This window comes from Weizmannia sp. WK01 (genome assembly GCF_025905465.1).
Classification (GTDB): Bacteria; Bacillota; Bacilli; order Bacillales; family Bacillaceae_C; genus Weizmannia; species Weizmannia faecalis.
In genome coordinates this window covers 3,444,819-3,465,239 of the sequence record NZ_CP109616.1, presented here as the reverse complement: position 1 = coordinate 3,465,239, position 20,421 = coordinate 3,444,819, and the positions used below count along the sequence as shown (strand labels likewise).

Genomic DNA, 20,421 nt, shown 5'->3' with positions numbered 1-20,421 from the left:
AATTTTACTCGGACGAAATAGCTTTCCGAATCTCAGTTTGGAACCATTCTGAATGGTTCCCGTTCTGTTTTCAAGGAGGAAAAGAGCGAAAATGATCAGACGGACGATCCGGGAAATGACCGGAATGATCCATGTGGAAAACGGGGAACAACTGCAGCACAACGAAACGCTTGTACATGGCGTATGCATTGATTCGCGCAAAATCGAAAAAGGGAATCTGTATGTGCCGCTTACTGGCAGACATGCGGACGGCCATCAATATGTGGAAGACGCGTTCCGCAGAGGCGCAGCTGCATCCCTCTGGCAAAAAGATGTGCCAAACCCGCCGGCGAACGTGCCGCTTCTTATCGTGGAAGACACAGAGAAGAGCTTGCAAGAACTGTCAAAAAGCTACCGGAACGCCTTGCGGGCAAAAGTTGTCGGCATTACCGGCAGCAACGGCAAAACGACAACAAAAGATATGGTCGCCTCCGTCCTTTCCGAAAAATTTAAAGTGCAAAAAACGGAAGGCAATTTTAACAACCACCAGGGCGTTCCGTTAACGCTTTTGTCCCTTGATGAAGACACGGAAATCGCCGTAGTGGAAATGGGCATGAGTGCAAAAGGGGAAATTTCTTTCCTCACATCGATTGCCCGCCCGGATGTGGCCATTATTACAAATATCGGTGAGGCGCATATTCAAAATCTCGGTTCCCGTGAAGCGATTGCCGATGCAAAACTCGAAATTACAGAAGGCCTTCCGGAAAACGGGCTGCTGATCTATATGGGGGATGAACCGCTTTTGCAGGAACGGGTGCCAAACATTACCGGCATCCGAACAAAGACGTTTGGCAAAGGGCACGGAAATGATCTTTATCCGGTGGAATGGAAACAAGAGACAAGCGGCAGCGCGTTCCGGACAAATGCATCGGAAGATATCGATTTTTATCTGCCGGTCCTTGGTGAATACAATGTCATCAATTCGCTTGCCGCCATTCTTGCCGGCCGCGAGTTTGGCATGCCATTTGAGGAAATCCGCGCAGGGCTTGGGAAAACGAGGCTGAGCGAAATGCGGATGGAAATGGCGGACGGCATCAACGGTTCAAAAATTATCAACGATGCATATAATGCAAGCCCGACGTCGATGCGTGCGGCCATCCGGCTTGTGGAGCAGTTTGAAGGAACGGGCCGGAAAATCCTCGTGCTCGGGGATATGCTTGAACTGGGCGAAAAGGAAGCGGCGTTTCACAGGGAGGTTGGCTGCGACTTGAATCCCGAAAAAATTGATTTTGTTTTTACATATGGCAAGTTGGGCCGTTTGATTGCGGATGCTTGCGATTTTCCGGACAACCGTGTGTTTGCGTTTGAGGACAAGAAGAGGCTGATCGATATGTTGAAAGGAAAAATCGGAGCCGGCGATTTGGTTTTGGTCAAAGCCTCAAGAGGCATGCAGCTGGAAGAAGTGGTCAAGGCCATTACGGTTTCCTAAATAGATGATACGTGAAAGACAGCTGCCAGTTTTTTCCGGCGGCTGTCTTTCATTTTTGGCAAAGGATATTTTCCGGCAAGCTTTGTCATGTGGAATGGAGATTGGACGGGTTCAATGTAAGGGAAGCGGTCGGGAACTTGGCTATAGAGTGTGTCTATGTGAAGGAAGCTGGGGAAAATGAGCTTGTTCCTTAACATAGAACGAGTCCATGTTAAGGAAACGAGAGAAAATGAGATGCTTTCTTAACATAGAGGTGTCTACGTTAAGGAAGCGGAGGAAAATGAGCTTGTTTCTTAACATAGAGCGCGTCTACGTTAAGGAAGCGAGGGAAAATGAGATAGTTTCTTAACATGGAGCACGTCTACGTTAAGGAAGCGAGGGAAAATGAGGTGCTTCCTTCACATAGAGCGCGTCTACGTTAAGGAAGCGGAGGAAAATGGGCTTGTTTCTTAACTTAGAGCCCGTCGTCTACGTTAAGGAAGCGAGGGAAATGAGATAGTTTCTTAACATAGAGCGCGTCTACGTTAAGGAAGCGATAGAAAATGAGGTGCTTTCTTAATATAGAGCGCGTCTATGTTAAGGAAGCGAGGGAAAATGAGATAGTTTCTTAACATAGAGCGTGTCTACGTTAAGGAAGCGGAGGAAAATGAGATAGTTTCTTAACATAGAGCGCGTCTACGTTAAGGAAGCGAGGGAAAATGAGGTGCTTCCTTCACATAGAGCGTGTCTACGTTAAGGAAGCGAGGGAAAATGAGGTGCTTCCTTAACATAGAGCGCGTCTACGTTAAGGAAGCGGAGGAAAATGAGCTTGTTTCTTAACATAGAGCGCGTCCACATTAAGAAACCGAGCCAAAAAGGATCTCTTCCTTCACATAGACCACCTCTAAGTGAAGCAAGCGGGGGAAAAAGCCGGCCTTTCTTCACATAGGCCGCATCTACGTTAAGAAAGCGGTCAGAATTTCGTTCAAAAGTGATCGTAGGGAGGCGTCTGCGATAAGAAGCGGGACAAATTCCAGCCATATCTCCTGCGAAAGAAACGTGCCTAGACTTTCAGCCAAAAATCTACCAAACCAAAGAAACAGCAAAGAGCCCCTCATACGCAGGATAGAGGGCTCTTTGCATAAAAAAGCAACCGGGCAAAGCGGAGGCGTATGGCGGAGCAACCGCCGTACAAACACGCTCTTTGCATCCAAAGGCAATCGGGTGAACATAGCACAAAAATCTATTTTTCCAGATAATAAATTCCTGCTTCATACGGGCGGAACAGCGTGCTGGAGCGCGTATCTTCATAGTTTCCAAGCAGCAGTTTCCAGTTGCCATCCGGTTGATCAAAGCTTACCGTGTTTTCGCTTAAGTTGGCGGCAACGAGCAGCTTTTCCGATTCATTCTCCCTCGTGTATACGTACAAATGCGGATGGTCCGGCATCAGCAGCTCATACCGGCCGTCTGTAAACACATCATATGTATGCCGCAGCTTGATCAGAGATTGATAGTAATAAAAAATCGAATTCGAATCTTGAAGCGCTTTTGCTACGTTGATCTCCGGATAGCGGGCGTTCACTTTAAGCCACGGTTTTCCGGTTGTAAAGCCGGCATTCGGACCGCTGTCCCACTGCATCGGCGTCCGTGCATTGTCACGTCCTTTTTTTCGGACAGCTGTTAAAAATTCATCCTTCGTCATGATTTGATTTTCCAGTACGAGTTCTTGATAAGCATTCCGGATTTCAATATCATCATATTCTTCGAGTTCAAGCGCGGCATTCACCATCCCGATTTCTTCCCCCTGGTAAATAAAAGGGGTCCCTTTCAGTCCGTGCAAAATGGTGGCAAACGCTTTTGCACATTCCGCCCGGTACGTTGTATCATTGCCCCAGCGCGATACAACCCTTGCCTGGTCATGGTTTTCAAAGTAGAGCGCATTCCAGCCGGTATCCGCGAGCGCATATTGCCAGCGGGAAAGGATTTGTTTCAATTCAATGAGGTCAAAAGGCTTCAGAGCCCATTTGCCGGCAGGGCTGCCTGGTTTCGTATCGACATCCATATGTTCAAAGTTAAAAATCATATTGAGTTCATGGCGGTCCGGCCCCGTATATTTCTTGGCGATTTCGACATCGGATCCAATGGCCTCCCCGACAGTCATGCAGTCGTATTTCGACAGCACTTCGCGGTTCATTTCCTGGATGAACGCATGGAGGCGCGGCCCGTTTGCATGATACTTGCCAATGTCGTATTTTTGCCCTTCCGGAAGTTCATAATCAGGAAAATCAAGAAACTTGGAAATCGAGCCGATCACATCCATGCGCCAGCCGTCCACCCCTTTATCCATCCAGAACTTCATCATATCGTAAATCTCTTTCCGCACTTTTTCGTTTTCCCAGTTTAAGTCAGGCTGTTTCTTTGAAAAATAGTGCAAATAGTATTGCCCGGTTGTTTCGTCGTACTCCCAGGCGGAACCGGAAAACATCGAACCCCAGTTGTTCGGAGGGGTGCCGTCCGGTTTCGGGTCTTTCCAAAAATAAAAGTCGCGGTACGGATTATCCTTCGATTTCCGGCTTTCGACAAACCAGGCATGTTCATCGGAGGTATGGTTCACGACAAGATCCATTACGATTTTAATCCCGCGTGCATGGGCTTCGTCAAGCAGGCGGTCCATATCTTCATTTGTCCCGAACATCTTGTCGATCTTGCGGTAGTCACGGATGTCGTAGCCATTGTCATCCTGCGGCGAGTCGTACACCGGGCTGATCCAGATGCAGTCGATCCCAAGTTTCTTCAAATAGTCGAGCTTATCCATAATTCCCCGCAAATCGCCGATCCCGTCACCATTTGTATCATAAAAACTACGCGGGTAAATCTGGTAAACAACGGCTTTTTTCCACCATTCTGTCATGACAGCTCATACTCCTTCGTGTACGTATTTGTTAGATGGATGAATTCCCCGTATAACTTCAATTCAAGCGGTTCGCCTTCCAAAAGGGAGATGGTGACTTCTTTTTTGTTTACTTTCACTTCAAGGAGGCGGTGCCGGTAATTGATTTTAAATGCGTATTCATCCCAGTCTTTCGGTAAAAACGGCACAAACGACAATGTTTCATGGAAGGTGCGCATGCCGGCAAACCCGTGGACAATGGAAAGCCAGCTTCCGGTCATGGACGTGATGTGCAGCCCGTCTTCCGTATCATGGTTATAGTTGTCAAGATCAAGCCGGGACGTGCGCTTATACAGTTCGACCGCTTTGTCTTCTTTTCGAAGCTCAGCCGCTAGAATCGCATGGACGCACGGGGAGAGGCTCGATTCATGGACGGTGAGCGGTTCGTAAAATTCAAAATGGCGCCGCTTTTCTTCTATTGTAAACGCATCATTGAAGAAATAAAACCCTTGCAGTACGTCAGCCTGCTTAATATAACAGGAGCGCAGAATCCGGTCCCATGACCAGTGCTGATTGAGCGGCAGATCTTCTTTCGGGAGGCAGCTAACTGGTTTGATCGGTTTATCCAGGAAGCCGTCCTGTTGTAGAAAAATGCCCAGCTCTTCATCATACGGAAAATACATCCGGTCGATAATATCCTGCCAATGCGCGCGTTCTTCTTCCGTAATATTCAGCGCGGCTGCTTTTTCCGCACCGGTAAAATCAAGGGACGCAAGGGTATATTTAAGCGTCCAGACGGCAATCCGGTTTGTGTACCAGTTGTTGTTGACGTTGTTTTCATACTCGTTCGGGCCGGTGACGCCATGGATCATGTATTTTTTCTTTCGCTCGGAAAAATGGACACGGTCGGCGAAAAAGCGGCTGATCCCGACGAGGACGACAATCCCGTACTGGCTGATGTAGTCTTTGTCGCCGGTGTAATTGACATAATTGTAAATGGCATAAGCAATGGCGCCGTTCCGGTGAATTTCTTCGAATGTGATTTCCCATTCGTTATGGCATTCGATCCCGGTAAAGGTGACCATCGGATATAAAGCGCCTTTCAGCCCGAGTTTTTTTGCGTTTTCATACGCTTCTGGAAGCTGATGGTAGCGGTAGAGCAGTAAATTTCTTGTGACTTCCGGCGTGGCAACGGCCAGATACATGGGTACGGCATAGGCTTCTGTATCCCAGTACGTCGCGCCGCCGTATTTTTCGCCGGTGAAACCTTTCGGGCCGATGTTTAAGCGCGGATCATCGCCGTAATAGGTCGAAAAAAGCTGGAATAGGTTAAAGCGGATCCCTTGCTGGGCTTCCGGATCGCCGGAAATGCGGACGTCTGCTTTCTCCCACCGTTTATGCCAGGCTGCTGCGTGCTCCTCGTACAGCTTTTCGTACCCGTTTTCCAAAGCCTGTTCAAGCAATTCGTAGGCGCGGGGGAGGAGCGCATCTTTTTCATAGTCCCGGCTTGTCGTGACAGAAACGATTTTATCCAGAAGGAGCGACTCGTTTTCGCCGAGCGTTTTTTCATATACGTGGCCGGCATAAAGCGTATCCGACTCACAGGAAGCAAGCGTTGCCTCCGTCAGATTGCCCATGGCGGCAGCTACGGTAAAACGGGGAACACCGAACGGGTTTTCAATTGTTTCCGTGACAACCGCGGCCTTGTCTTCCGTTGCTTCAGACTGGATTTCCGTCCAGAACATTTCATCATAATTGGCGTCTTCGTTTTTGACATTGCCGTCCAGGAAAGGTTTTAACGTGAGGACGGCCGGATTGCCAAGATTGGTGGCACGGATTCGGATCGCGGCAATTTCTTTATAGACAATGCTGAAAAAACGTTCAAATTCAATTTTGACTTTCTTGCCAGACTTTTCGACAAGATAGGAATGGCGCAAGACGGCATTTTTCATATCAAGTTCCAGTTGAAATTGTTCGAGCGGGTCCAGAAACAGGTCAATTTCCTCTTGATCAATCCAGACGCGCAACCCGACAAGATTGACTGCGTTAATGACCTTTCCGAAATAATCGGGATAGCCGACTTTCCACCAGCCCACCCTTGTTTTATCCGGGTACCAGACCCCTGCAATATACGTGCCCTGGTGATGGTCCCCGGAATAAGACTCCTCGAAATTCCCGCGCATTCCCATATAGCCGTTTCCTAAAGAAGTGATGCTTTCCTGAAGCCGAATATGTTCACGGTGGAGCTTCGTTGTTTTTAAAGTCCATTCATCTACATCGAAAAGCCGGTTATAATACATGAGAAATCCTCCTCGTCAGCATCTTGTATTTACATGTCGTCCGCCAGAAATTTTGTTTTTAAAAAAATCATCGCAATGAAAAGCACCATGCCCAGTGATTGGATCATCATCATCGTTGCAGCACCTGCGCCGGCAAAGCCTGCCAACATGGCAATAATGGACGGAACCCCTGCTGCAGATAGTGTAATGGTTGCAGCCTGTCTCAATGACCGGATGCCGGAAGAACTTGAAAAACGTGTCAGCCAAAGTATCAGGGACACTGCCCCCATTAAAAGTATATTGCTGAAAAGAAACAGGATTCCGATCAGGCATGAAACAAGCGGAATCAGGTTGACTTTATATTGCCGGAACCAGAGAGCGCCGGCAAAAGAAGCAAGGTCACGGCCGTTTTGGATCGTGATCTTCTCGTTTCCGGCCGGGTAGCGGACGGAAAAGCCAAAGCCGTTTTCATCAGCCAGAATGAGCCGGTCTTTCCGGAAAAGGAGCGCATTTTTGTAATGCGTGACTTTTGTATGGTAATGGCTTTCTGAAACGGCAGCGGTTTTGCCTGGGTCAAAGGAGATAATCGTATCTCCGTGATCCTTTGTCCACGCGTTGCTGGATTGGAGCATGCCGTTTTGAAAGGAAAGGACGGCGTTTTGCCCGGTATATCCGGTTTGCACTGCTTCGTATAAATGCGGCGCCACTTGCTTTAAACTGATATTTCCTGCCTGCGCAAAAGAGAGTGAAAGCGGGGCAATCAGGCAGGCGTTTAAAAAGAAAAAAATGAGAATCAGTTTCCAAACGCCAAGCGCGCCCCGGTGCCGGAAGATTTTTACGGGTGAAACGATCGTCGCAAAATAACCAGCAGGGAATCTTTGAATCTGTTCCATAAGCAATCCCACATTTCAATAAAGTATTCTATGTTTTTTTGCAAGTTTTTTCCGCATGGGCCGGCAGCTGTTAAAGCTGTTCATCTCGTTACGCACTTTATCCTTTTGTGCCCCCCGACGTCAGCCCGGATACAAAGTTTTTCTGCAGGAAGAAAAACAAAATACAGATTGGCAGCGCGGCTAAAATGGCGCCGGCAGCAAAGAGCGTCACCTTTTGCTGGGTCGGGTTGGAAATAAATTGTTGGAGGCCGACCGCCACGGTTAAATGTTCTGGTGTCCGGAGCAAAAATTTAGCCAGCAAATAATCCCCGAACGGCCCCATAAATGCCCAGAGTGCCTGGACGGCAAGCATCGGTTTAACAAGCGGGAGCACAATTTGCCAAAATACGCGCAAATGGCCGGCTCCGTCAATTCTTGCCGATTCGTCCAAATCGCGCGGCACCGTATCGAAATAACCTTTCATCAGCCACGTATTCATCGGAATGCCGCCGCCAACATAAAGCAAGGTTAAAAACCAGTACGTATCGAGCGCGTTCAGGATATTCGCCAGGACATAAAATGCGGTCAAGGCCGCCATTGTCGGAACCATTTGGATGATCAGGAAAAAGACAAGGCTGTACTTTCTTCCTTTAAAACGGTAGCGGCTGTAAGTGTAGCCGGCAAGCGTCACGATGACGATCTGTAAAACCATCGTTGCTACCGCGATGATAAGCGTGTTTTTATACCATTCCGGATACAGCGTCTGGGTAAACAGCTGGCGGAAATTGTCCAATGTCCAGTGGGAATGAAAATCCAGCTGGAAGGAAACGATATTGGACTCCCGGAAAGCAGACGACGCTGTAATGAGCAATGGGTACAGAATGATCACACTTAATAGGATTAAAAATGCATAGGTGAAAAACCGGTTCCAGAAACGGGTAAATTTTTGATTTTTCATTAACGCCTTCATCCTACATCATCTCCTCATTGCCGAAAGCGTTTGTCTTTTTAAAGGCGATCATCGAGAAGGCAATTACAATAAATGAAATCATAAGGGTAATCGCCGCGGCCATCGCGTACTGCGGCGATGTCCCGGTCGTCAGTTTATAAATCCAGGAAATTAAAATATCGCTCGACCCGGCCCCCGCTCCGACACTGCCCGGCCCGCCGTTATTAAAGAGATAAATAATTGAGAAGTTATTAACTCAACTTTCGCACCTAGAAAATCATAATAAATTCAGTGCTGGCTAATGTCTATTACGTCTCAGATACAGCACTTGACAGTAAAATTAATATATGAAAAAACACCTCTACTTTTGGTATAGTTGATTTATCGAAAATCACTACCAAATAGAAGAGGTGTCTCCTACTATGATAGCGAAAAACAGCCTGAATAATCAACTACCAAATGAAATAAAATCAACATTTAAAGAGTTGAATATGTTGAAACACTTGCGAATCGCCGGTATTACGAAGTCCTTTGGTTTTTCTTGTGCCTACATTTTTCAATTGATTTTTTGTATGATCTTTGAAAACAAAAACTGGTTCAGGATGTTGGAAAGTAAGAAAGCTACAGACATTCCAGCCAAAGATACCGTTTATCGGTTTCTCAACCAATCAACGTTCAACTGGCGTCGTTTCCTCCTTTCACTGGTTGCCTCAGTGATTGGAAAAGTTTCGAAATTGACACGTCATGACCGTCCGAAAGTATTGATTTTAGATGATTCATCTTATGACCGGAACCGAAGCAAACACGTTGAGCTTCTGGCTCGCTGCTTTGATCATGCATCTCAAAAAATGCGTTTTTACAAAGGATTCCGCATGTTGACATTAGGATGGTCTGATGGCGCAACATTCCTACCCGTTGACTTCTCATTATTGAGTTCGAAAAAGAGCCAGATCAACGGCATATCCGAAAATATCGATAAACGCAGCTCCGGTTATAAGCGCCGAAAAGAAGCATTACAAACGGCACCAGAACAGATTCCTGGCATGATTGCCCGGGCGATGAATTCTGGTATCGATGCTTCCTATGTTCTAATGGATTCGTGGTTCACCCAACAACCTCTCATCAAGGAGATTACAGAACAAGGTCTTGACGTAATTGGTATGGTCAAAAAATTAAAACAACGCTATTTTGTCGATGGTAAGCGTGTTAGCCTAGATGAATTGTATCGTCTAGCTAAACCGACTAGTGGAAAGAAAGGAATCTTGCGTTCCATCCATACAACGCAGGCCAATGGCGTGCCAATTAAAGTTGTCTTTGTTCGCAACCGCAACAAGAAAAGCGACTGGTTGGCGATTTTGAGTACAGACTGTACACTGAGTGACCAGGAAATCATCCGTATTTACGGGATGCGTTGGGATATTGAGGTTTTCTTCAAAACAACAAAGTCCCTATTAAAACTACAAAAGGAATTCCAGAGTCGTTCATATGACGCGCTTATCAGCCACACGACCATTGTGTTTGCAAGGTATATTGTCTTGTCATGGCAAAACCGTTGCAGTGTAGATGACAGAACATTAGGTGGCATGTTTTATGAATTATGTGATGAAATAGATGACCTTGATTGGGCTGTTGCATTGCAGCAGTTAGTCGAGATTCTTGAAGATACTCTGGATAAAAGTAATAAGAAAATTCAACAACTGATCAAAAGTCAACTACAACAATGGATTGCGGGTCTGCCGAATTATATCAAGGTATACCTACCTGTTTCAGTCTGCGAAAGTTGAGTTATTAAAATTAAATGTGTACTGGGTGATCAGAACAGGCGCGGTGGCAAATAAAATCATCGGCAGGGTAATCCTGCGGAACTTTTGCCAGAAATTTGCGCCGTCAATGATGGCGGCTTCGTATAAATCGCCCGGGATCGACTGCAGAACGCCGGTGACCATCACATAAATATACGGGAAACCGAGCCATGTCTGGATCATGATCAAGGCCACTTTTGTCCAGAACGGATCCGTTTTCCACGAGATGGCCGGAATGTCGGTAAACAGAAGATGGTTGAGCAGCGGAATGACCTGGGCATTGATGGCACCGATACTGTCATTGAAAATGTTGGAAAAGCTCATAATGGTAATAAAGGCCGGCACCGCCCATGGCAGCAAAAAAATGATCCGAAACAGCTTTTTCCCTTTGATAAAAGGCTGGTTTACCACACAGGCTGTTAAAATGCCGAGCACAATCTGGCCGGTGGTCGCGCATAATGTCCAGATGATTGTCCAGCTGAGCACACTTGTAAACGTGGCCCGATACGAGCTAAGCGAAAAAATATTTAAGAAATTTTTGATCCCGACCCAGTCAATCAAGCGGAAAGGCGGAATATGATAAAAATCATAGTTTGTAAAAGCAGTGAACAGCGTCACAAGCACAGGAAAAATGATGACGAATGTCATGGCCACATAGGCCGGAATCGTCAGCAAATAAGGAAAGCCTGCATCCCATGCGTTTTTTAAAATGGCCTTGGTGGATGTGTTGGCTGTCCCCTTTAAGTTCCAGATGGCGGCAACACGCCGGGCATCATAAATATTCAGCAAATAAAAAGCTAGAAAAATTGCGATCAAAATGATTTGCAGGGAACCCTTGATCAGCAGAAACAGCGAATGGTCAACCCGCGGGACAGAACCCAGCGTGATAAAATCGTTTATTGCCGGGATGCCTGCTACGATCATTTGGATGGCAAAAAGGATAAAAATAGCCAGAAAAAGGACGCCTTTAAAAGGCTGCTTGTTATAAAACTGGCCGAGCCCCGGGATCAGGGAGAAGAAGCCGGCTTTTCGGACATCCTTCAGTTTATTCGGTTCGGTTTCCATTTTGATTACCTCGTTTCTATATTGGTCTTTCCAAAAAATCCCGCTGGCAGATTTTCATGCTGCAGCTATAGAAAATGAGCGAAACATGGCTACTTTGTGCCTTTTGCAAATGGATGACTTGGTCTTACGTCCATGTGATACAGCGCTGCAGTTTTGCGGCAGGGACACCTTTTTGAAAATATTTCATTTTTTGTTGGCAGCAGATTTTTGTGGTCCGGATGCCAATCTTGAAAATACGCGCAGTTGACTTATGTTACTGGTGCTTTTTGCAACATGGACGCCAAACCTGGAAGTTTACACGGCTTTCAACCTGCTAACGGCCTAGCACCATATTTTGAAAACCAGGTGGAGCGTATCCCCACCTGGAAATGGATAAAGCGGATTATTTATTGGAATACTTTTGGGAAATATTGTCTTTGATCGTCTTCACCGCTGCATCGGCTGCCTGCTTTGGTGTTTTCTTGCCGCTCGCTGCGTCAAACATCGTCGATTCCATACCGGTCCAGACTTCTGCCATTTCCGGAACGTTCGGCATCGGCTGGTCGGATTTGTACTGTTCAACAACCGCTTTTGTCAGTTCATCATTTGTCGCAGCCGCTTTTTCGCGCGCAGTCGGGTTGGCAGGGATTTCTTTGTATTTTTCATAGAATTTGTAGCTGTTTGCGGAGTTGGTGACGTATTGAATCCATTTTTCCGCAAGTTTCGGTTCTTTCGTATAGTTGGAAGCAACCCATCCTTTTCCGCCGCCGAATGCTTCGTACTTGTGGCCGTTTGGAAGCGTCGGGATCGGGGCTACGCCGTAATTTACTTTTGCTTTCGCGTAGGTGTCCGCCGACCAAGGACCGTCAATGACGGCAGCCGCTTTGCCTTTTGAGAATTCTTCTGTTACAAAGTCGCCGGAGCTTTTTGTATCTTTCATTCCTTTTGGCCAAATATCTTTAAACCAGTGTGTGGCGTACGTAATGGCTTTTACGGAACCGGCATTGTTCAACCCGATATCTTTTGTGTTTGTGCCGTTATCGCCGAACACATAGCCACCGTCACCCGCGAGCAAGCCGTAAGAATAGTAGAAGTCCGTCCATTTAACAAGGAATCCTGTATTCTTTCCGGATTCGGATGAAAAATTATATTTGCTGTCTTTCGCCAATTTTTCAAGATCGGCAAATGTTTTTGGCGGGCTTTTCAACAAATCTTTGTTGTAATAAAGGACGAGCGTTTCAATGACGAACGGGACGCCGTAAACTTTGTTGTCGATCATGACTTGGCGCTGGTCTTTTGCATCATAGGCGCTAACATCTTTTTTGGACAGTTTAAGCAGATGCCCCTGCTGGCCGAGTCCGCCGATCCGGTCATAAGAAGCGAGCATCACATCTGGGGCTTTTCCTGCCGGGCCGTCCAAAGGCAGTGCTTCCAGCTGGTCAAACATCGGCTTTTTGACCACTTTTACAGTACAATTGTTTTTCTTTTCAAAATCGCCCTTAATACTGTTGACATAATCGGCATAAGATTCTTCCACGGAAACCGTGAGCGTCTTTTTGTCACCGCTGTCTTGAGAAGATCCGCTGTTTGTTTTTTTCGATCCCCCGCACGCGGCGAGCGCCATGATGACGCCCAAGACAAGCGTAAGCACGAACAGCTTCTTGAATACTTTCATTTCATGAACCTCCCTTTTTTGGTACAACTTTATTATAGAAGAGAGTGGAAAACGGTTACAATGTAAAATTTTCTGTTAACGGTAACAAAATGAAAAGCCCCCTGCCAATTATCCGGCAGGGGGGAGGGGTAGTTTGTGATTTTTAAAATCGCAATGGGAAGCGACGAATGGGTTTCAAGAACGCTACGGTCAGGGTCAGTTTGTGATTTCCAGAATCGCAAAGTCCATTGGCGGGAGGACAAGGGTTTTGCTTGAAACCGGTTTGTTTTCCCAAGCGTCTTTTACGGTGTCCGGTTTTACATCCAGCTCGCTCCACGGGATGGCCTGTTCTTGGTCCGACCGGTTAAAGGCAAACAGCAAGGTGCATTTTTCCCCTTTGCGCAGGAAGCTGACCACTTGTTTTTCGTTATCGGTTTTCAGCCAGACGAGATCGCCGTATGTCAAGGTTTGTTGATGGTCTTTCCGGAAGCGGATCAGCTTTTTCATAAATGCGAGCATGTCGCGGTCCTGCTTGTCTTCATCCCAGACCATGCATTTCCGGCAAAGCGGGTCACCTGCGCCGTCTATTCCGACCTCCGTGCCGTAATAAATGCACGGCGAACCGGTATGCGCGAACGTAAAGGCAAGGGCAAGCTTCACCTTTTGCTTGTCGCCGCCTGCCTTTGTCAAAATCCGCGGGGTGTCATGGCTGTCAAGCATATTAAACAAAACCTCGTTGTTGGACTGCATATAATGCATAAACTGCTGGTTGAGGCTGTGCATCAGTTTTTCAGCGGAAATGTTTTCATCCACAAAGTATTCAATTATCGTCTGCGTAAATGGATAATTCATGACCGAATGAAACTCATCGCCTAAAAGCCAAGGCCATGCATCATGCCAAATTTCGCCGAGAATAAAAACATCCGGTTTCTCGCCTACAACGGCCTGGTGGAACTTTTTCCAAAAAGCATGGTCGACTTCGTTGGCGACATCAAGGCGCCAGCCGTCAATGTCAAATTCACGGATCCAGTAGGTTGCAATATCGAGCAGATGCTGTTGCACTTCGGGATTGGCCGTATTCAACTTCGGCATGCTTGTCGTAAAAGCAAACGTGTCAAATGAGAGCGTATCATGCCCGTCAATGTTCCCGTTTTCGCCTTCGCGGACCGGGAAAGAGTGGATATGGAACCAGTCTTTGTAGCGCGATTTCTCCCCGTTTTTCAGCACATCCTGCCACTGTTTTGAATTTTTCCCAATATGGTTGAACACCGCATCGAGCATAATCCGGATCCCGCGCTTGTGGGCTTCTTTCACCAGTTTGCGGAATATTTCTTTATCGCCGAAATGCGGGTCAATCGTAAAATAGTCGAATGTATCGTATTTATGATTGGAAGGGGCTTCGAAAATCGGCGTCAAGTAAATCCCGTTAATGCCTAGATCGGTGAGATAATCGAGATGGCCGATGATCCCCTCGAGGTCGCCGCCGAAAAAGTCGTCCACGCCCGGGTCTTTGCTTCCCCACGGCAGGGCATTTTCCGGAGAAATGGCGGGATTGCCGTTTGCAAACCGTTCAGGGAAAATCTGGTACCAAATGGTGGACTTCACCCAGTCAGGCGCCTTGAACATATCGATTTCGTGCATAAACGGAAATTTAAAATAATAGTCAGGCACCCGCAGTGTATCTTCATTTGCCGGGTAAAAGCCGCGCCCGCCATAAAAAATGTTGCTGCCATCCGTGCCGGTAAGGATAAAGGCGTACTGCAGGCGGCGGTGCGGCGGACGGACTTCGGCAAACCAGACATCGTGCGCCTCTGTTTCAGCCTTTTTTTCCATTTCGAGGCGTTCAGATTCCCAGTGATATTCCCCGTCTTGCTTTTTTTTAAATAAATACGGGTCTCCCCAAATGAGGACGGCTTTCTGAATATCCCCTTTTTTCGTGCGCAGCTTCAGGTGCATCGTTTTTTTGTCATATACATATGCATCCGCGCTGAACGGCTGATGAAAAATTCCTGCGTGTTCCATCTTTTCTCCTCCTCTTATGCTACTCCTGTAATAAAACAAAGCATTCAAAAGGCGATAGCACCAGTTTGCTTGGCACCGCTTTGCTATGATAGCCGTTGTTATTGAGCAGGCATGCCCATCTGTGGCGGGTAAGCTCCGGGCAGGTAAAGGTCTGCAGCTTTTTCGATGTATTGCAGACAATCATGGCACAGCTGCCTTCATGCTTCCGTATATACGCGTAGATGTCCGGGTCCTCATCAGCCAGCATTTCCCAGCTGCCGGCCGTAAAGACAGGCATTGATTTTTTCAGTTCGATCAGCTTCCGGTAATAATGCAGCACGGAGCCGGGATCTTTTTCCTGCGCCGCTACGTTCACGGTCCGCGTATCTTCATTGATGCCGAGCCACGGAGCATATGTAGAAAAGCCGCCGTATCGATCATTGTTCCACTGCATGGCGCCTCTTGACGTATCTTTAGAGCGCTGTTGCACCATTTTTAAAATTTCTTCCTCCGCATAGCCTTTCTTTTTCGCAATTGTGGCAAGCCCTTTGATACTTGGGTCCTCATAGTCTTGGAGCCGCGGGAGCTTCAAGTTCACCATGCCGATTTCTTCGCCCTGCAGCAAAATCGGCAGCCCCCATTGCAAATACATCAAAGTAGCAAGCATCTTTGCGCTTTTTTCCCGGTATTTACCTTCGTCCCCGAAACGCGACAAGGCCCGCGGCATATCATGATTATTCCAGTAGAGCGAATTGAAGCCTTCCCCGTACAAGTCATGTTGCCACTGGGACATCGCTTTTTTAAAAGCAAGCAAGTCCCATTTTCCCTGTTGCCAGTTTTGCGGAATGCCAGGTTTTTTTGCTTCTGTGTCAAACCCTAAGTAGTTAAAGGTAATGATGCAGTCGCATTCTTCGCGGTCCGGCCTTGAATAAAGCCGGGCAAGCTTCGTGTCGGCGGAAGCTGTTTCCCCGATTAAAAAAGCTTCTGGATGCTTCGCTTTAATCGTACGGTTAAATTCACGGATATAATCATGGACACGCGGCAGGTTGGCATAATACTGTTCTGCAAGCACAAAGGCTTCTTCCGATTTTGTTTTAACGGGAAGAAAACGGGTGTCCTTTGCCAGGTGAATGACCGCATCCAGCCGGAATCCGTCCACACCTTTATCCAGCCAGAATAGGGCGATTTTTGCCATTTCTTCGCGCACTTTTTTGTTCTCCCAGTTCAGATCGGGCATTTTGTCGCTGAACAGATGAAAATAATATTGCCCGGTTTGTTGATCCAATGTCCATGTGCTGCCGCCGAAAAAGCTCGCCCAGTTCGTCGGTTCACGCCCTTTGACAGGGTCATGCCAAATGTAGTAATCCCTGTACGGATTTTCTTTGCTTTTCCGCGCTTCTTGGAACCACGGGTGGCGGTCTGACGTATGGTTCAGCACAAGGTCCAGAATGATTTTAAGCCCGCGTTTTTTCGCTTCCTTGATCAGGTGTTCCACATCTTCCATCGTGCCGAAAACCGGGTCGATTTTTTCGTAGTTGCTGACATCATAGCCATTGTCCACATGCGGCGATGCGAAAATCGGATTGAGCCAGATGGCCGTTGCCCCGAGATCACGGATATAATCCAGCTTTTCAATGATGCCCGGGATATCGCCCACGCCGTCCCCGTTTGCATCTTTGAAACTGCGCGGATATACCTGATAGATGACAGCTTCTTTCCACCACGCATCTTGCAAAGCGGTTCACCTCCACGTTTCTTCTATACCCTTTCAACGTATCATCACCCCTTTATCCGGAACAAATTTTTCAGCGATGTTACCGTTAACAAAATGCTTTTTACGGGTTTGATTGGCCCAAGCCCATCCTGAAAAAAATAAGCAACCGGTGTAAGGCTGCTTATTCACAGACGGTGGAGGGGCGGATGACCACTTCCGGTTCAAAAAACTGGTGCCCTTGGGATTTCCCGTTTTCCTGAATTTTTTTCAACAGCATGCGTGCACATGCTTCTCCCATTTTTACAACGGGCTGGCGCACGGTTGTAATATGGGGAGCGGAAATCCGGTCAAGAAACACCCCGTCAAAACCGGTGACCGCAACCTCACTTGGTATGGATAGCCGTAGCGATTGGGCGGCTCTGATCACACCGAGGGCAATCCGGTCGCTTGCGCATACAAACGCGCATCTTTCTTTCCGGCTGGATAAAATTTTTTCCGCTTCTTGCTGGGCGGCGCTTGAACTGTTTTTGACCCTGCAAAGAAACGGCGGCAACCCGTTTGCTTCGGTTGCATCCAGATAACCTTTTTGTCTCGCAAACATAAAGGGCTCTTGCAGGTCAATGCCGAAAAAATAAATTTTTTTAAACCCGCGGCGAATGACATGCTCTGTTAACAGCCGTACGCCTTTTTCATTGTCCACATCAATAAAATCAAACCCTCTGTCATTTTGCCCGAATAAAATCACCGGTTTGGAAAATTCTTTTAAAATGGTATCGTAATCCTGGCTGCGGACACCCGTCGCAATCACACCGTCGCACTGGCCGATGTCCTTCGATTTCCGTGTGACCAGCTGAAGCGAGTAGTGGTTTTGGTCGAGCTCCTTGGCAATGCCGGCCAGCAAGTTCATATAATACGGCTCTGTTGTGTCCATTTCCTCCAATATCAGGAACTTGATGACCTGGGTACGGTGGGAGACGAGGGCACGTGCCGCATAATTGGGTACATAGTTCAACTGCTCCATCGCCTCATATACCAGTTTTTTTAAATCATCTCTAACCTGTTCGGGGTGGTTAAGGACCCGTGAAACCGTCATCTTTGAAACATTCGCCTGTTTTGCGACATCGGAAATGGTAACCATCACGCCTCATCCTTTATTTTTCAGAAGAAATGCGCTTTCGATTTTTTCAAAGTCAAGATCCTGCGTCCCTTCAACAAGGAAATCCGCCTGCTTCATGTTTTCCGGCGTGCCGACCCCGACTGCAAACATGCCGGCCGCTTTAATGGCCTGGATGCCGGCTTCCGCGTCTTCAATGCCGATGCAAAATGCCGGATCCGCGTCCAGCTTGCGGGCGCCGGTTAAAAAGATTTCCGGATCCGGCTTGCCGTGCTGAATGCGGGCAGCGTCCACGATTTCATCAAAAAAGGAAGCCACCCCCAGTCTGTCGATGACAAACATGGCGTTTTTGCTCGCGGAAGCCAGCGCTGTTTTGATTCCCCTTTCCTTTATATCTTCGAGCAGGTTGTGGATGCCCGGAAGCAAATCGGCAGGGGAAATTTGGCGGATCAGTTCTTTGTAATATTCATTTTTCCTGTCCGCGAGCTCGCTCAGCTTTTCTTTAGAAAAGGAAGGCTCCGGCCGGGCGTTCTCCAATATTTTCTTTAAAGAGTCCATGCGGCTGAGCCCTTTAAGCGCTTCATTAAAATGGCGGTCAAAAGGAACCTGCAGCTCATCAGCCAGCTTTTTCCATGCTAAGTAGTGGTATTCCGCAGTATCTGTGATGACCCCGTCTAAATCAAAGAGAACGGCTTGAATATGTGAAGCTGCCATTGACAATTCTCCTCCAACTTATAAAGTTTGATTGCTGTTATGATTAGTATACGGGAAATTTCTCTTGAAAACTATGGAACTATATAAGTTGCTTGTCGAAACCAGCAGAAAAGGCGAAAAAGATTCAGAAAAAGCGAAAGAACTGGCGAAAAGCCGGAAAAATCCGGCGCATTTCGAAAAACGCGGTATAAATGAAAGGATTCCATGCCCACTTCAGAAATCATCCCTTTATTTGAAAAAAAGGTGACTGAATCGGCAAAAAGGGCCGGACGGTAAAAAAGCGGGCGGAAAGCAAGAACGTGCTGATTTTTTCCGGAAAACCAGCGAAAAGGTACAAGAGTTCGGCGGGACTTTTGTTTGCTTATGCTACAGACTCTTGACCGCCTGAATGCCGAAATAAATGCCGAAACCGACAAGAGACAGGCCGGACAGCCTCGAAATGAAAAGAATCAAACGGTTGGTTAGCAGTTTTCCGAAGCTGCTTGAGACGGCAGCCATCGAAAAATCCCACAGCGCCACTCCGATAAAGATGGCCAGGCTGTAGAGGAGAAACTGCTGCGGGCCTACAGATTCAGCTGTTTTTGCAAGCACGGAACCGTAAACGCCGAGCCAGAATAAAATGGTGAGCGGATTGGTCAGAGACATCAGAAAACCGGTCAGGAATGATTTGGACAATTTTTCTTTGTTTCTCATCAAACCGGAAATCGGCTGATTGGCTGCAATCATGCTTTCAATGCCGGTGTATGTAAGGACAAAGCATCCGAAAAACCAAAGGAATGATTTTACAAATCCGATGCTGAGCAAATGGACGACACCGAGATAAACGAGCAGCATATACAAACCGTCCGCTGCCATGGCACCGATTCCGAGCAGCCATGAGTGGAGAAAGCCATTTTTAATCCCCTTGTCAATTTGAGCGGCATTCACCGGCCCGATCGGCGCAGCAAGCGACAGCCCAAGAAAAATATAACTAATCATGCTTTCCATCATTTTCCTCAGCCTTTCCATCATGCGATTGATATATTTGTATTCAGAAACCATAGCCTGTACAACTAATAAAAGCAAAATGGATGCCATAAATGAAAAAATGAACCCAAACGATGAAAGTGCATAAACAGAGTCGATGGGTTAAAAGTGCGCCATTATTCTTCCATGGATTGCTTTTCTGTCCATGGCTTCTAAAAGGGTTTGATCGAATGATGGATGGAAAAGCAGGCACGGGAATTGAAAATGATCATTTTTTTGTTTCAGCGGTTTAAAAATTTGAAGCCTATGTCCCTTTATTTTTCCGCTCATTTGCTCCTTCGAGTAAAATATTACCGATACAAAGAACGAGCAAAGAAAGTACAAAGCATATGGTTTAGAATAAATAGAAAGGATGTGCTAAATTGAAAATAAAAAATATAGAGTGGATTTCCAAAGAAGCTTTAGAAGCTGAAGTAATCGTGACGGATGGAGAAACCGAAATCAGATGCTTTGCCCAACCGTTAAATTACACAGAAGGCTATGTATTAAAGAACCCGATTTACTGTTTGAATGTTTCTGATTTGATGAAGGCGGAAAAGCCAAAGTACACAATTGAAAAACTGGATGAATATTTTTCCTATAGATTTACAGGGAAATTAGTGCATAAAGAGAAAGTGTTGGTTGGCAAATTTATTCTAGAACTGGATAATGAAATACCCGGAGATATAAATGATGGCGATTTTATCACTTTTTTGTGCCAGAGATTAGATATCTTTTAGAAAAATTGTATAGCGGCGACCATTGTACCGAAAAATTGAAAGTCCCAAAATGATTGTGAAAAAACCACGGCTCCATATTCGTTGAAATCTTGCCGTATTCATGTTACGATTACCGTACATCGTTTACGCTTTTAGCTGACAATGCTCAAAAGAGTATATTTTTTTGCCGAAAAGGGTAAAACCCTAAGGAAGACAT

Annotated in this window: 13 protein-coding genes and 2 pseudogenes; 3 read left to right on the top strand and 12 right to left on the bottom strand. The window is 46.7% G+C overall.

Annotated features, from left to right (window positions below; genetic code table 11):
* The first annotated feature begins 91 nt into the window (after positions 1-91).
* The gene (gene murF / locus OF158_RS16480) at positions 92-1,468 is read left to right on the top strand and encodes a UDP-N-acetylmuramoyl-tripeptide--D-alanyl-D-alanine ligase (RefSeq protein WP_017551146.1); all 1,377 of its coding nucleotides are present in this window, start codon (positions 92-94) and stop codon (positions 1,466-1,468) included.
* A 1,222-nt stretch (positions 1,469-2,690) separates the two neighbouring features.
* Here the strand turns inward: murF and OF158_RS16475 are convergent.
* From OF158_RS16475 to OF158_RS16455, 5 genes and pseudogenes are all read right to left on the bottom strand, one after another.
* Positions 2,691-4,358 carry a glycoside hydrolase family 13 protein gene (locus OF158_RS16475; RefSeq protein WP_035183260.1) on the bottom strand — a complete coding sequence of 556 codons (1,668 nt, stop codon included), beginning with the start codon at positions 4,356-4,358 and terminating at the stop codon, positions 2,691-2,693.
* Positions 4,355-6,637 (bottom strand): glycoside hydrolase family 65 protein, encoded by a 2,283-nt coding sequence (locus OF158_RS16470; protein ID WP_035183263.1) that lies wholly within the window; start codon positions 6,635-6,637, stop codon positions 4,355-4,357. Before OF158_RS16470 ends, OF158_RS16475 begins: the two co-directional genes overlap by 4 nt.
* Before the next feature lie 29 nt (positions 6,638-6,666).
* Positions 6,667-7,509 carry a DUF1189 family protein gene (locus OF158_RS16465; protein ID WP_017551144.1) on the bottom strand — a complete coding sequence of 281 codons (843 nt, stop codon included), beginning with the start codon at positions 7,507-7,509 and terminating at the stop codon, positions 6,667-6,669.
* Between the two features lie 97 nt (positions 7,510-7,606).
* On the bottom strand, positions 7,607-8,458 hold the full coding sequence (locus OF158_RS16460; RefSeq protein ID WP_017551143.1) for a sugar ABC transporter permease: 852 nt from the start codon (positions 8,456-8,458) through the stop codon (positions 7,607-7,609).
* Position 8,459: 1 nt separating this feature from the next.
* A pseudogene (locus OF158_RS16455) lies at positions 8,460-8,690 on the bottom strand (sugar ABC transporter permease); the annotation flags it as partial.
* Between the two features lie 169 nt (positions 8,691-8,859).
* Here OF158_RS16455 and OF158_RS16450 point away from each other — a divergent pair.
* Entirely contained in the window at positions 8,860-10,221 is a 1,362-nt protein-coding gene (locus tag OF158_RS16450; protein ID WP_043052472.1) for an IS4 family transposase, read from the top strand.
* Here the strand turns inward: OF158_RS16450 and OF158_RS16445 are convergent.
* The 7 genes and pseudogenes from OF158_RS16445 to OF158_RS16415 all read right to left on the bottom strand — a co-directional run.
* Positions 10,222-11,304 (bottom strand): annotated as a pseudogene (locus OF158_RS16445) (carbohydrate ABC transporter permease); the annotation flags it as partial.
* A 382-nt stretch (positions 11,305-11,686) separates the two neighbouring features.
* Complete coding sequence (locus OF158_RS16440; protein ID WP_017551141.1) at positions 11,687-12,958, bottom strand: extracellular solute-binding protein; 1,272 nt, start codon at positions 12,956-12,958, stop codon at positions 11,687-11,689.
* A gap of 195 nt (positions 12,959-13,153) precedes the next feature.
* Positions 13,154-14,959: an alpha-glycosidase gene (locus OF158_RS16435; RefSeq protein WP_035183266.1), complete on the bottom strand. Its 1,806-nt coding sequence runs from the start codon at positions 14,957-14,959 to the stop codon at positions 13,154-13,156.
* A gap of 19 nt (positions 14,960-14,978) precedes the next feature.
* A complete protein-coding gene (locus OF158_RS16430; protein WP_014096798.1) occupies positions 14,979-16,673 on the bottom strand; it encodes a glycoside hydrolase family 13 protein in 1,695 nt (564 codons plus the stop codon).
* Between the two features lie 160 nt (positions 16,674-16,833).
* Positions 16,834-17,790: a LacI family DNA-binding transcriptional regulator gene (locus OF158_RS16425; RefSeq protein ID WP_014096799.1), complete on the bottom strand. Its 957-nt coding sequence runs from the start codon at positions 17,788-17,790 to the stop codon at positions 16,834-16,836.
* 6 nt (positions 17,791-17,796) lie between these two features.
* The gene (gene pgmB / locus OF158_RS16420) at positions 17,797-18,480 is read right to left on the bottom strand and encodes a beta-phosphoglucomutase (protein WP_014096800.1); all 684 of its coding nucleotides are present in this window, start codon (positions 18,478-18,480) and stop codon (positions 17,797-17,799) included.
* 366 nt (positions 18,481-18,846) lie between these two features.
* A complete protein-coding gene (locus OF158_RS16415) occupies positions 18,847-19,467 on the bottom strand; it encodes a LysE family transporter (protein WP_014096801.1) in 621 nt (206 codons plus the stop codon).
* Between the two features lie 401 nt (positions 19,468-19,868).
* Here OF158_RS16415 and OF158_RS16410 point away from each other — a divergent pair, with 401 nt between their 5' ends.
* On the top strand, positions 19,869-20,225 hold the full coding sequence (locus tag OF158_RS16410) for a hypothetical protein (protein ID WP_017551134.1): 357 nt from the start codon (positions 19,869-19,871) through the stop codon (positions 20,223-20,225).
* Positions 20,226-20,421: the final 196 nt, after the last annotated feature.